This window comes from Microbulbifer sp. MCCC 1A16149 (assembly GCF_050368945.1).
GTDB lineage: Bacteria > Pseudomonadota > Gammaproteobacteria > Pseudomonadales > Cellvibrionaceae > Microbulbifer.
In genome coordinates this window covers 3139821-3153257 of sequence record NZ_CP185959.1, presented here as the reverse complement: position 1 = coordinate 3153257, position 13437 = coordinate 3139821, and the positions used below count along the sequence as shown (strand labels likewise).

The window sequence follows — 13437 nt, the reverse complement described above, 5'->3', positions numbered from 1 at the left end:
GCTCAGGTAGTGCTGGAAATCAGGCTCAGCAGGTAAAAAATTATCAGTAGCAGAACACCGCTCACCGACTGCCAGAAGCGCACCGGATAGCGCTCGATCAACGGTGGGCGGATGGCGTTAAGATATTCCGGGTTGGGGTGGCGGAGTTCATAGGCAAATTCCGACAGCGCCTCGTGCCGGCGCAACGGGTTCGGCTGTAGCGCTTTTCTCAGCGTGGCATCGATCCATGTGGGAATCTCACGGGTTTCACTCAGCACGCTGCGATAGCGCAGGCGGTGCTGTGCAGCCACCGTGGTGCAGCGGGGCACTTGCGTTCCGTAGGGGAATTCCCCGGAGAGCAGGTGATAGGTGAGTACCGCCAGGGAAAAAAGATCCGAGCGCGGGCTGCCCATATCGCCGAGAAAATATTCCGGGGCACTGTACAGCGCGGTACCGAGAATCAACTGGCCATTTTCGGCGGCGCCGTCTGCATAGCTTTCCGCAATCCCCGCTACCCTGGCAGAGCCCAGATCGATCAGCGTGACGGTACCCGCGCTGCTGATCATGATGTTTTCCGGGCGTAGGTCCTGGTGCAGGATTTCCGCCCGGTGCAGCGCCTGCAGTCCGCACGCGATCTGCTCGACAATCTTGCGTACCGTTTCCAGGTTCGGGCTTGGATTGTCCGTCATCCACTGTCGCAGGGTCTGGCCTTCCACCAGTTCCATTGCGGTGTAAACGAAGTTGCGCTGGCGACGGTTACTTGCGGCTCGCACCACATGGGCACTGTTGACCCGCCGCGCGATCCACTCCTCCATCAACAGCCGTTGCAGGTAGGCCGGATCATCGGAAAGATCGATGGATGGGGTCTTCAGGATCACCGGTGTGCCGCTGTTCTGGTCGCTGGCCAGGTAGACATGACTGCGACTGCTGGCGTGGATCTCGCGCTCGATGGTGTAGCCGTCAAAATGGTCGCCGGCTTTCAGTAGCGGAGGCAATGGCCGCGCGCCCGCCTGATCCATCAGCTCCGGCCTTGGTTCCGGGAGTGTGTCCACGCGCACCAGTTGCACGGTGAGATTATCGTCACTGCCATTCGCCAGTGCGGCAGCCACCAGGGTTTTCGCGGCGCTGTCGAGGCAGCTGTCCTGTTGTTCCAGATATTCGATCAGGTCCTTGTGGGAGAGCGCTTCGTGCACGCCGTCGGTGGTGAACAGGAACAGGTCACCGGTTTCCAGCGGCAGGCACTGGTAGTCCACATCCACCTGCTGTTCCGCGCCCAGGGCGCGGCTCAGGTAACTGTTTTGTTCGCCCACCCACTGGCGGTGGTCGTGGGTAAGCTGTTCGAGAGAACCCCGGCGAAAGCGGTAGATCCGCGAGTCGCCAAGGTGGAAAAGGTGCGCTTCAGCGCCTTTGAAGATGGCAGCGCTGAAGGTGCACACGTAGCCTTTGTCCCTGTCGTAGCGAAAAGGACTCTGTCGGGTTTGTTGGTACAGCCACGCATTGGTGGCCATGAGTACCTGTTGCGCGGCGATCTGCACGCTCCAGCCGTCGGAAGTACAGTAGTAGTCGTCGAGAAAGCTTTTGACGGCTGTCTCGCTGGCAATGCCACTGACACTGCTGCTACTGATCCCATCGGCGATGGCGAAAGCCGCACCCTTGAGGCCCAGCTGTGGCTCCGATGGTAGTCGCGCACCACAGCGGTCCTGGTTTTCGGCTTTTACGCCGGCACTGGAGTGTTGACCGACCGCAAGGGAAATTGTGTTCATAGATTTATTCGGAATCCGCAGTGATCGCTACCTGGAAGGTCTAGTGCTGATTACGCTTCCGGGAATCGGTCCCCTCGCGCAACACGCAGGGTTTTCGCGCGAGGGGGCAGCGATACGGAAACCGATATCAGGCCATGGCTTCTTTGCCAGGCTTTGCGGTTGCGGCGGTCAGTTGACGCTTGGGCGCAGTTTTGTAGTGGGTGCTGTAAAGGGTCAGGCCAGTGAATGCGAGGCCACCCACCAGGTTGCCCAGTGCGGTGGGGATTTCATTCCAGACAAAGTAATCCAGTACGGAAAATTCACCGCCCATCAACATCGCGGTGGGGAACAGGAACATGTTCACCACGGAATGCTCGAAGGCCATAAAGAAGAACAGCATGATGGGCATCCACATGGCCAGAACCTTACCGCTCACGTGGGTGGAAATCATGGCTCCCACTACGCCCATGGATACCATCCAGTTACACAGCATGCCGCGCAGGAAAATGGTGAACCAGCCAGCGGCACCATATTCAGCGTAACCCAGGGTACGGGCTTCACCAATGGAGGAAAGCTTGGCGCCAACCGCACCCGGCTCAGTGTTGAAGCCCATGGTAAACACAAACGCCATGATGACAGCCACGGTTAACGCGCCGGCAAAGTTGCCCAGGAAAACCAGGCCCCAGTTGCGCAGAATCCCCTGAATGGTCACCCCCGGACGCCGGTCGAGCCAGGCCAGTGGTGTCAGAACAAACACACCCGTAAGCAGGTCAAAGCCCATCAGGTAAAGCATGCAGAAACCGACAGGGAACAGTATTGCCCCGATTAAGAAGACGCCGGTTTGCACGGCGACGGTAACTGCGAAAACTGCCGCCAGGGCGAGAATGGCACCGGCCATATAAGCGCGCACGAGGGTGTCGCGGGTGGACATATAGATTTTGGATTCCCCCGCATCGACCATTTTGGTCACGAATTCATTGGGAACGAGATAAGCCATAGTTATCACCTTGTTGAAGTTTTAGGACCGGTTGTCCATCTGTGCTGAACGTAGGTGCGTGTACAGGATGAATGTGTTCGCACCGAAAATTCTGGGCACAAAAAAAGGCGCCCACACAGACCTGCCGAAGCCGGAAAGTGATGGACGCCTTTATCCAGTGTGTTCTGTTTGTCGCGGGCGCGATGCCCAGTGGGGTCGTGCTTACCCCCTGCACAAGATCCCCGCACCAGAGATAAAAGCAATCTCGGTGCCAACTTTTTCCAGCCCTATGAATTCGCGGGAAATTGCGGATATGGCGCTAATTCCTAATTTAATGGCGCAAGAAATTTCTTGCTCAGCGCGCTTTTGCCCATTTTTGGTGCGTGATTCCCATCGGCGGGCACAGTGAGTATCGGGGCTCGCGAATTGGAATGAAATTTTTTGGAGCATGCCCCCGGCACTGGAATATTTATTGCTGCACTAGTGATATTCATCATTCTTCGCCGGAATATGCCGTCATGCCCAATCACAGTGAAGATGCAGAGAAATTCCTGCTGGCCGCCAAGCGTTCAGAGATTCAGGCGCTGGAGCGGCTGACGGGCAGTTGCGAACTGGTGACTACGGTTTCCGACCTGGTGCACCAGCTGCAGCGCGAGCGGGGTATCAGCAATATCTACCTGGTCTCCGCGGGCTTTCGTTTCTCTTCCCTGCGTGCAGAGCAGATGCAAGCCTGCAGCGCCAGTGCCGACACCTTTCGGCAGTTGCTGCACGACCAGTACCTGCAGGAAGGCAAATGCAATAACCCCCGGGATATGCGTCTGCTGAACAGCATCGCCTATTCCCTGCACGGGCTTGACGAGCTGGCGGAGCTGCGCAGGCATATTGATGCGTTTGAGGTCAGTGCGCTGGAATCCACCGATGCATTTTGCCGGTTGATTGCCGGGTTATTGTCGGTGGTATTCGAGGCGGCGGATGTGGCAGATGACCCGGAGGTAACGCGTCTGTTAGTGGCGCTGTTCAACTTTATGCAGGCCAAGGAATTTTCCGGTCAGGAGCGCGCCTGGGGTGCCATCGGTTTTGCCAGTAGCCACTTCGATGAACGTTTGCACGAGCGCCTGGTGCACTTGCAGGACTGCCAGCGCCGCAGCCTGGAGATCTTTCTGGAATTTGCCGGCGACACCGAACGGGCGCGCTGGCAGGCCATTGAAGACAGTGATGAGACCCGCGACCTGAACCGGTTGCGCAGGGTGATTGCCGGCTTGAAGAATGGTGAGCCGATTGCTGCGGAGGTCAGCGAAGTCTGGTACCAGCTCGCCACCGCGCGGATTGATTCCATGCACCGGCTGGAAGATGCCATGGCCGCGCGCCTGTTGAAGGTCAGCCGAAAACGGGTGGCGGACGCGCAATCGGAGCTGGGACACCACTATGCCCAGCTGCAAAAATTGAAATCCACCGACTGGAGCCGGCTGCCGGCTCTCGCGGTATTGTTTGATCCCGAAGTTCCGGGGCTCTATGGGCGGGCGTCTACCGCTGGAGTGCCGCCCCTGCACGGCCAGCACCTGGCCCACTCCCTTTACGACCTGATTCGGTCCCAAGTCGCGCATATCCATCGGGTCAGCGAGGAGCTTGAAGAAACCCGCCGTGCACTCACCGAGCGCAAGCTGGTTGAACGCGCCAAAGGCGTCTTGATGCGCAGTCTGCGACTCAACGAAGACGAAGCCTATCGCACCATGCAGCAACGGGCGATGGAAATGAATCTGAAGCTCGCGGAGGTTGCGGCGAAGATCATCGAGATTGGTAACCGGCGCGGGTCACTGGACTACAGGGGAAAAAATCCGCGGCCTGAAGGAGCCACACGCGGTGGCCCCGGCTAACACATCAAAATGCCCGCAGGGTGAGATACCAGTTGAAGAGGGTGTGGGGTGCAGGCGTATTGAAGAAGCGCTGCAGGATGAATCCGCTGGCGAAGGCTACGCCCATTGCCACCGGTAGGGGAATTCGTCTTGTCTGTACCAGCGCCTGGGCCCGCTGCTGTTGCAGCAGGCTGAGAGCACTGCGTCGCTGCAATTCCATATCCTGGCGACAGGTTTCAATCTGCCTGTTTAAAGAGCGCAGTGACATCGTCGAGTGCCTCCTTTGCCTGTTTCTTGCTTTCTTCAAATCCGAGCAATTTGCGCAAGCTGTTGATCGACAGTAGCAGCCCGGCAACAATCAGAATTTGCGACAGCACAAAAATTCCGAAGCCGATATAGACCGATTCGAAGAGATAGTAACCGAGTAATCCCAGTCCCGCGCACAGGCTAACGAGCAGGGCAATGGCGAGGAAAAACAGCACCAGGAGAAACAGCACAATACGCTTGCCGGCACTGAGTGTGCGCTGAAATTCAAGCTGTACCAGGCGGGTAAAATTTTCCGACCAGGCTGCGGCTACCGTCATGGTGGCTTCGGCGCGCTGTATCAACTGGTCGATCTCCGAGCCGCTGTGGGCGGTGGAGGGTTCATCGTTAGGTAAATGATCCCGGCTGCGAGATTCCGCAGCCGGTGGGGATTCTTCCTGGAATTGGTTTTCTGTATCGTCACTATTCAAGTGACCATGTGCGCGCTTTCCGGGTTTGTCAGAACCGGCCATTCAGTAATCCCCTCGGGTCGAAAATAATTATCCACAATCTGCGGTACGTGTTCGCGGATTTACATACGCTTACTGGAAAGGTCACTTGAGTATTTTGGCAATCAGCCAGCCCGCGGCAAATGCACAGCCCACACTGACCAGAGGATGTGCCTTGATGGAGCTCTCCGCCCGCTCTGCCACATCGTGTGCGCGCTGCTTGCCTTTCTCTACGGATTCCTGGGTACGTGCCTTCACGTTGTCCGCGGTCGCCCGCGCTCTGGCTTTTACATGATCTGCGGTGTCGTGCGCCGCTTCACCGGCCAGGTGGTAGGCCTGATTCAGCTTCTCGCGCGTGGAATGGGTCCCGCTGTTTGGGGATTTTGCAGTTGCCATGACGCTCTCCTCCGATAGTAAAGGTGAGCGCCAAGGTTAGGATCGGGCGGGGTGAAGTCGCAGGAGAATTTCGCGATTGGTTGTTATTGGTCTGAGCGGCGTTTTTTTTATAGCTGTCAGGTATTGCGCCAGTCGCGGATATTATTGACCACACCGTCTAACAAGCGCTGTCGGCTCTCGCGGCTGATCCACGCATTGTGCGGGGTGATGATCAGGTTGGGAATGTCATCCGCCAGCAGCGGGTGATCGGCGGGAGGCGGTTCCACACTCAGCACATCCAGCGCTGCGCCCCCTATGTCACCATTTCTCAGCGCTGCCACCAGTGCATCTTCATCCACCAGGCCGCCGCGCGCGGTATTGACCAGGAAAGCGGAATTTTTCATCGCCCCGAGAAACTGCTCGTCGACCAGAGTATCTGTTTCATCGGTGAGCGGGCAGTGCAGGCTGATTACGTCGGCCTCACTCAGCAGCCGCTCTATAGGTACCCGCCCGGCTTTTTTCTCACCGGTAAAGGAGTCTGCGATCAGGATATGCATTCCCAGCGCTTCGCCCAAGCGGGCCACCTTCTGCCCGAGGTCTCCGTAACCGATAATACCCAGGTTTTTGCCGGCCAGTTCCATCACGGGATAATCCAGCCGGCAGAAAACGGGCGACTGCGTCCAGCGTCCTTTGCCCACATCGTCGCTGTACTGGTGCCAGCGGGTGGCCAGGGCAAGTATCAATGCGACGGTGTGTTGCGCGAGGGAACTGCCCGTATATCCGGCCACATTCATGACCGGAATGTTTTTCTCCGCGGCGGCATCCAGGTCAATATTGTTGGTGCCGGTGGCGCAGACACAGATCAGTTTCAGGTTAGGGGCGCCGTCGATCAGTGCGCGGTCGAGAACGACTTTATTGGTGATAACCACATCCGCATCCTTGATGCGTTCCGCCGTTTCTTCGGGTGCTGTGGTTTCAAAATAATCCCAATGATCCAGAATACTTTCCAACGCCGAAGTATCCAGCTCTTCAAGCTTCATGGTCAGCGTATCGAGAAAAACACCACGCATCAGATTAACCCTTTCTTACCGCAAGCAAACTCTCCACTAAGGCACACAGGGGCGGTACCCTGCGGAATATTTAGCGGTGAAATTGTGGAGTATCAAGCTCTCCGCTAAGGCCCTCAGGGGCTGCTTTCTGCGGAATATTTGCCGATGAGGTTGTGGAGCAGAAAACTGCCCCTGAGGGCCGCCCCACCGTTACTAAAAAACGCAAAAGCGGGCTCAAAAGCCCGCTTCCATCCCGTCATAATTCAGATCACATTACCCGCATGCCAGGCTGCGCACCCGCGTGCGGTTCCAGGATCCACAGATCCTTGCCGCCCGGCCCCGCCGCCAGCACCATGCCCTCACTCACGCCAAAGCGCATCTTGCGCGGCGCCAGGTTGGCCACCATCACCGTGTGCTTGCCGATCAGGTCTTCCGGGCTGTAAGCGCTCTTGATCCCCGCAAATACATTGCGTGTCTCACCACCGAGATCCAGGGTCAATCGCAGCAGTTTGCCTGCGCCTTCCACATGTTCGGCATTGGCAATCAGGGCAATACGCAGATCCACCTTGGCGAAGTCGTCGAACTGGATCTGATCCGCAATGGGATCGTCCGCCAGTGGTCCGCTGGCCGCTTTGGCCTCAGCCTGCAGCTGTGCCAGGGACTCCTTCGCTGCCTCTTGCATGGCTTCTACCTGCGTCTTTTCAATACGCTGCATCAGCGGCTTGAACTTGTTGATGGTGTGGCCGGCCAGCGGTGTGGTGGCAGTATTCCAGTCCAGCGCGGTACCCAGGAATGCCGCCGCCTTCTCGGCGGTTTCCGGCAGTACCGGTGCCAGCCAGGTGATCAGCGCGCGGAACATGTTCACGCCCTGGGAGCAGATCGCCAGCACCTCGTCTTCCTTGCCTTGCTCCTTGGCCAGAGACCAGGGAGCCTTATCCGCAATCCACGCATTGGCCGCATCCGCCAGCGCCATAATCTCGCGGGTAGCGCGGCTGTATTCGCGGGCCTCGAAGAATTCGGTAATGCGCGGGTGGGCTTCCACAAACTGGTTCCACAGCGCCTCGTCTGCCAGCTGATCGGCCAGAGCACCGCCCGATTTGCTGACGAACTTGGCAGTGCGCGAGGCGATATTCACCACCTTGCCCACCAGGTCCGAGTTCACCTTGGCGATAAAGTCTTCCAGGTTGAGGTCGAGATCATCCACACCGGCGGTGAGCTTGGCGGCGAAGTAATAGCGCAGGTATTCCGGGTTCAGGTGGTCCAGGTAATTACGCGCATTGATAAAGGTGCCGCGTGACTTGGACATCTTCTTGCCGTTGACGGTCAGGAAACCGTGTACACACACCTTGTTGGGGGTGCGGAAATCGGCAGAATCCAGCATCGCGGGCCAGAACAGCGCGTGGAAGTTGACGATGTCCTTACCGATAAAGTGGTACACCTCGGCGGCGCTGTCTTTTTTCCAGTACTCCTGCCAGTCCAGGCCTTTTGCATCGCAGTAGTTTTTCAGGCTCGCCATATAGCCGATCGGTGCGTCCAGCCAGACGTAAAAGTACTTGCCCGGGGCATCGGGGATTTCAAAACCGAAGTAGGGCGCATCGCGGGAGATATCCCATTCCTGCAGCCCTTCGTCCAGCCACTCGGACAGCTTGTTGGCGACTTCATCCTGCAGGGTGCCGGAACGGGTCCACTGCTTGAGGAAATCGGTGAATGCCGGCAGGGTGAAGAAGAAGTGTTCGGACTCCTTCTCGACTGGGGTCGCACCGGAGATGGCCGACACTGGATTGATCAGCTCCGTGGGGCTGTAGGTGGCGCCACAGGCTTCACAGTTATCACCGTACTGGTCTTCGGTCTTGCACTTCGGGCAGGTGCCCTTGATGTAGCGATCCGCCAGAAACAGTTCTTTTTCCGGATCGAAGGCCTGGGTAATGGTGCGCGAGGCAATATGCCCATTTTCCCGCAGGCGCTTGTAAATCATCGCAGACAGTTCGCGGTTTTCCTCGGAGTGGGTGGAGTGGTAGTTGTCCACACCGATGAGGAAGTCGTTGAAGTCGCGCTGGTGCTCCGCCTGCATGTTGGCGATGTGCTGCTCCGGGGTCAGGCCCAGTTGCTCGGCCTTCAACATGATCGCGGTGCCGTGGGCGTCGTCCGCGCACATGTACAGGCACTGGTTGCCCTGGGCGCGCTGGAAGCGTGCCCAGATATCGGTCTGGATGTACTCGAGAATATGACCCAGGTGCAGGGAGCCGTTTGCATACGGCAGTGCACTGGTGACGAGAATGTTTCTGGGTTGATTGTCGGTCTGAGACATCATGGCTTCCAAAGGCTGCGAGACTGGACGGTTTCAATTGAATTTGCGGCGGCCCGGGGCCCGGCAAGGCGCTCGGTGCGGCCGGAAAAGAGCGCGGAATATAGCAGAAATGGGGCCTGCAAGGCACCCGCTGCCGTTTGTGCTGTGGGGCAACCTACCCTTGTGCTGGCGGCAGGGGTTCCGCCAAAATGCCGCCACTCATCGCCAGTCAGTAAGGAAAACACTGTGACCGATCACAATCACGACCACGATCATGACCACGAAGACATTCCCGCCGATGTCCAGGCCCAGCTGGAGCGGGTCGCAGAGGTGATCGGCGCGCTGGAAGACCCGGCGACGGGCCAGCCGCTGGACCAGCTGGAGGCGGATATCGAAGTCGGGTTTGACGAGGGCACCGTGTACACCGGCGTGACGCTCGGCTACCCCTGCGCCACCCAGCAGGAGGCGTGGGCACAGCGGGTGCGCACTGCCTGTGCGCCACTGCTCGCCGAGGGCCCCCTCGCCGGGGCCGAAATCCAGAGTGATCTGTATTTCCAGATCGCACGTACAGACAGTGGTGAGGTGCCAGAATCTCTGCGCGCAGTGAAAAACATCATTGCCGTGGCCTCGGGCAAGGGCGGTGTCGGCAAGTCCACCACCGCGGTGAACCTGGCCCTGGCACTGGCCGCTGAGGGTGCCAGCGTTGGGCTGCTGGACGCCGATATCTACGGCCCCAGCCTGCCCACCATGCTGGGTACCGAGGGGCTGCGACCGGAGGTGAAAGGCGGCAAGTTCTTTGTGCCCATCCCGGCACAGGGACTCCAGACTATGTCTCTGGGCTACCTGCTCACCGAGGACACGCCGGCGGTGTGGCGCGGCCCCATGGCCAGTGGTGCCCTGAACCAGATGCTGACCCAGACCCTGTGGGGCGAGGGGGCAGAGGATGGCGAGCTGGATTACCTGGTGGTCGATATGCCACCGGGCACGGGCGACATTCAGCTGACCCTGTCGCAGAAGGTCGCACTGGCCGGTGCGGTAATCGTGACCACGCCCCAGGATCTGGCGCTGGTGGATGCGATCAAGGGTGTGGAAATGTTCCACAAGGTGTCGGTACCGGTACTGGGTATTGTCGAGAATATGGCGCTGCACACCTGCTCGAATTGCGGTCATCAGGAGCCCATATTCGGCAGTGGCGGCGGCGATCGCATAGCCGAGGAATACGATACCCGCCTGCTGGGACAGTTGCCGCTGGCGATGGCGATCCGCGAGCAGACCGATAGCGGCAAGCCGACGGTGGCCGCACAGCCTGAGGGCGAAGTGGCCGCGCTGTATCGGGAGATCGCACGCAAGGCCGCCGCACAGGTGTGGCTGGATGCGGATAGTGAGGGTGCGCTACCAGAGATCGATCAGGGCTAACGGTATTTTGTGATCAGAATGTTGTTTAGTACGATGGTGTCTATATGAGGGCGCTAGAGCTTCGTGTTGTGGTGGTGGCTGGCGTTGCGGCCTGACCGCCGCGCCGGCTTGATTATGCAAACCGCCGCAAATTTTCCGGGCATTTGTCCGATTGGTTGTGGGAAGTCCTGAGCAGGAGAAGACATTGGGCTTTCAGATTCGATTCAATCCGGTAACGCGCACGGTTAGTGCGATCTTTTTTGATCGTGTGGTGCTGGCAGACAAAATCGCTTCCGCCCGCCAGGTAGCGGAGAAGTACGGTCATTTGCACCCGCTGTCCCTTCTGGTGGATGTGCGCAGAGCGGATATTGTGATGACCATTGAAGAGCGACAACAGTTCGGTACTTTCGCGGCGCACCTGCCCGGACTAAGCCACGCGAGGATCGCTGTGCTGCACGCCGCTGATCGCAACGCCAATGTGGTGATCAACAGTACGGCGCAGTCGGAAGGCATGCACATCGTGGAGTTTGTTTCCGAGCAGGCTGCGTTGAACTGGCTGAGTTCCACCGACACGAGCGATGTGCCAACAGGACACTAGTTTGCGCTGACCGGGAAAACGGAAAACCGTTTTAGCGGTGGATTAGTGCTGGAACTCTGTTTTATTTTTTCCTCTTGTTTCTCTCCGTTTCTCTCCGTTTCTCTGCATTCCTTTTCTGTTTCCATCCGAAGCCGCGTCCCCTCGATGTCTGCCGCGCCCCAGAAGAAGTACTTTGCGCCACTTTGCCCCGAGGAATAGCGTGTAGGCGGCACGTTTGAGCCAGAATTGGTGTGATAAATGCTTGGTACTTGGCCTGACCAGCTGGGTCCCGAGTCTGGACTGGGGAAAACGATTCCTTTTCTTTTTTTAATGTTGGCCTAAAGAGCTTTCATTTAGGCCTTGTCTTGGTTTTATTTCCTTTTTTTGTTGGTTTTGTGGACTTGTGCGCCATTGTGGTAAGTCCGGTTGGTATATCTTTGGCGCGTCTTGGCTGCCTCTTGAGGCGCTGAGCTGTTTAGGGAAGTACGGATTGGAGTAGTTGCAGTAATGAGTTTTCAGATCCGGTATGACAGCCAGAAACGCGTTGTCAGGATACTGTTGTATGGAGAGGCCACATACGCAAACCGAGTAGAAGCGGTGCGCCAGCTGGTGGCGAAATACGGTCACCTGGAGCCATTGCGGGTCTTTGCGGATGTGCGGCGGGTCACCACAATGTCCATGACGCTGGAAGAGCAGCAGCGCTACGGCGCCTATCTCGGGGAAATCCCTGCACTGAACGGCGCTCGTGTGGCGATTCTCAATCGGGCAGAACTTAACACGACCGCAGTGATGCGCAATAAAGCGCGCGACGGCGGGCTGGTGTTGCATTCATTTCTTACGGAAAGGGCGGCCATGAAGTGGCTGACCAGCGCCGCCGAGGTGCCCAGTTGAGTGGGCACACCAGCGGCGCGGAGAAGATTGGATTAGTACAGGAAGACTGAAAATCAGGAACGCTGCGCCTGTTCCGCCTGCTGGCGGCGCAGTTCCTGCTTCTGTTTGCGGCGGGCGAGGGTGGTGGCTTTCGCGTCCTGTCCCAGGTGGTCCTCGCCGCGCGCTTTGGCCAGCTGAATCTGCTTTTCGCGTTCGCGGAAACGCGCCTTGTCCGCCTCCGGCACCGAGTCGTAGCAGTGCGGGCAGCTGACTCCCTGCTCAAACTGCTCTGACTGCATTTCTTCATCTGTTACTGGCATACGGCAGGCATTGCACTGCTCGTAGCTACCGCGCTCCAGGTCGTGATTGACGGTTACCCGGTCGTCAAACACAAAGCACTCGCCTTTCCAAAGCGTTTCTTCCTTGGGGACATCTTCCAGATATTTCAGGATGCCTCCCTGCAGGTGATACACCTCGTCGAAGCCCTGTTCTTTCAGGTAGGCGGTAGATTTTTCACAGCGGATGCCGCCGGTGCAGAACATCGCCACTTTCTTGTGTTTGTGCGGGTCCAGGTGTTCTTTGACGTACTGGGGAAACTCTCGGAAGGTGGTGGTGTTCGGATTGACCGCGTGTTCGAAAGTGCCCACCTGGAACTCGTAATCATTGCGGGTATCGATCAGCAGGACTTCCGGATCGGAAATCAGGGCATTCCAGTCCTGGGGTTTGACATAGGTGCCAACGGTGCGGCGCGGGTCTATCCCCTCCACACCCATAGTGACGATTTCCCGCTTGAGTTTGACCTTGCTGCGCAGGAACGGCATCTCGGCGGTGTAGGATTCCTTGTAATCCAGGGTCGCTAGACGCGGGTCAGACTTGAGGAAGGCGAGCAGGGCGTCGATGCCGGCGCGGCTGCCAGCCACGGTGCCGTTGATACCCTCGCGAGCCAGCAGCAGGGTGCCGCGCACTTCATTGTCGAGCAGGGTTTTGAGCAGGGGTTCACGCAGGGATTCGAAGTTGTCGAGGCTGACAAACTTGTACAGCGCACACACCACAACATTGGTGGAACTGGTCATAGGAATGTCCTTTTGCAGGCCGGATCGCAAATCCGGGGCATTGGGTAAAAATCGCCGCGCATTTTAACGGAAAAATCCGGCAGGTGTCGTACACTTTTTCGACAGCGGATGTCAGTGCCTGACCGATGGTTCATGAATAGTCGGAAGCGTGCGCGGTCCGCCGCCGTCCATCCAGCTAAAGTCCCGAATGCCAGCGAGGTTTTCCCCATGGCCGATGACATTACTCCCCAGGAATCTCCCCTGTGCCGCGCTTACAGCGATGGCAATCACACCGTCAATATCGATATCTACAGCGATGGCGAGGGCGGCTGGTTGCTGGAGATTGTGGATGAGAACAACAACACCACTGTGTGGGAAGATGCCTTTGACACCGATGAGGAAGCGCTGCAGGAGGCGCTGGACGCTCTGAAGGAAGAGGGCGTAGGGGCATTTATCGGCCCCGCGGAGGCCAGCGGCAGCTGGGAAGCCCCCTAGCTAGGAAGCACCCTAGGTGGAGAGCGCCCTAGCCC

Annotated in this window: 14 protein-coding genes; 6 read left to right on the top strand and 8 right to left on the bottom strand. The window is 58.0% G+C overall.

The annotated features are described in order from the left end of the window. Positions 1–2: 2 nt before the first annotated feature. Complete coding sequence (locus ACONT6_RS13290) at positions 3–1742, bottom strand: protein kinase domain-containing protein (RefSeq protein ID WP_428818949.1); 1740 nt, start codon at positions 1740–1742, stop codon at positions 3–5. Between the two features lie 127 nt (positions 1743–1869). Continuing rightward, the gene (locus tag ACONT6_RS13285; RefSeq protein WP_428818948.1) at positions 1870–2718 is read right to left on the bottom strand and encodes a formate/nitrite transporter family protein; all 849 of its coding nucleotides are present in this window, start codon (positions 2716–2718) and stop codon (positions 1870–1872) included. Between the two features lie 67 nt (positions 2719–2785). On the opposite strand from ACONT6_RS13285, the gene ACONT6_RS13280 reads away from it, so the two are divergent. Next, positions 2786–3106 (top strand): hypothetical protein, encoded by a 321-nt coding sequence (locus ACONT6_RS13280; RefSeq protein WP_428818947.1) that lies wholly within the window; start codon positions 2786–2788, stop codon positions 3104–3106. Positions 3107–3215: 109 nt separating this feature from the next. Continuing rightward, the gene (locus tag ACONT6_RS13275) at positions 3216–4571 is read left to right on the top strand and encodes a nitrate- and nitrite sensing domain-containing protein (protein WP_428818946.1); all 1356 of its coding nucleotides are present in this window, start codon (positions 3216–3218) and stop codon (positions 4569–4571) included. A 4-nt stretch (positions 4572–4575) separates the two neighbouring features. On the opposite strand, the gene ACONT6_RS13270 is transcribed toward ACONT6_RS13275, so the two are convergent. The 5 genes from ACONT6_RS13270 to metG form a co-directional block, all read right to left on the bottom strand. Next, positions 4576–4764 carry a hypothetical protein gene (locus ACONT6_RS13270; protein WP_428818945.1) on the bottom strand — a complete coding sequence of 63 codons (189 nt, stop codon included), beginning with the start codon at positions 4762–4764 and terminating at the stop codon, positions 4576–4578. A 22-nt stretch (positions 4765–4786) separates the two neighbouring features. After that, positions 4787–5326: a hypothetical protein gene (locus tag ACONT6_RS13265; RefSeq protein ID WP_428818944.1), complete on the bottom strand. Its 540-nt coding sequence runs from the start codon at positions 5324–5326 to the stop codon at positions 4787–4789. Positions 5327–5407: 81 nt separating this feature from the next. Continuing rightward, positions 5408–5698: a DUF883 family protein gene (locus tag ACONT6_RS13260; protein WP_078084456.1), complete on the bottom strand. Its 291-nt coding sequence runs from the start codon at positions 5696–5698 to the stop codon at positions 5408–5410. Positions 5699–5814: 116 nt separating this feature from the next. After that, a complete protein-coding gene (locus ACONT6_RS13255) occupies positions 5815–6747 on the bottom strand; it encodes a D-2-hydroxyacid dehydrogenase (protein ID WP_428818943.1) in 933 nt (310 codons plus the stop codon). Positions 6748–6994: 247 nt separating this feature from the next. Beyond that, positions 6995–9034: a methionine--tRNA ligase gene (metG, locus tag ACONT6_RS13250; protein ID WP_428818942.1), complete on the bottom strand. Its 2040-nt coding sequence runs from the start codon at positions 9032–9034 to the stop codon at positions 6995–6997. Positions 9035–9259: 225 nt separating this feature from the next. Here metG and apbC point away from each other — a divergent pair, with 225 nt between their 5' ends. From apbC to ACONT6_RS13235, 3 genes are all read left to right on the top strand, one after another. After that, entirely contained in the window at positions 9260–10429 is a 1170-nt protein-coding gene (apbC, locus tag ACONT6_RS13245) for an iron-sulfur cluster carrier protein ApbC (RefSeq protein WP_428818941.1), read from the top strand. A gap of 184 nt (positions 10430–10613) precedes the next feature. Next, positions 10614–11006, top strand: coding sequence for a hypothetical protein (locus ACONT6_RS13240; protein WP_428818940.1), 393 nt, complete (start codon positions 10614–10616; stop codon positions 11004–11006). A 486-nt stretch (positions 11007–11492) separates the two neighbouring features. Beyond that, the gene (locus ACONT6_RS13235; protein ID WP_428818939.1) at positions 11493–11876 is read left to right on the top strand and encodes a hypothetical protein; all 384 of its coding nucleotides are present in this window, start codon (positions 11493–11495) and stop codon (positions 11874–11876) included. A 53-nt stretch (positions 11877–11929) separates the two neighbouring features. Here ACONT6_RS13235 and ACONT6_RS13230 read toward each other — a convergent pair whose 3' ends face one another. After that, entirely contained in the window at positions 11930–12928 is a 999-nt protein-coding gene (locus ACONT6_RS13230; protein WP_428818938.1) for a rhodanese-related sulfurtransferase, read from the bottom strand. A 207-nt stretch (positions 12929–13135) separates the two neighbouring features. Between ACONT6_RS13230 and ACONT6_RS13225 the strand changes: the two genes are divergently transcribed. Further along, positions 13136–13402, top strand: a complete 267-nt coding sequence (locus ACONT6_RS13225) for a hypothetical protein (RefSeq protein ID WP_181252346.1) — start codon at positions 13136–13138, stop codon at positions 13400–13402. Positions 13403–13437: the final 35 nt, after the last annotated feature.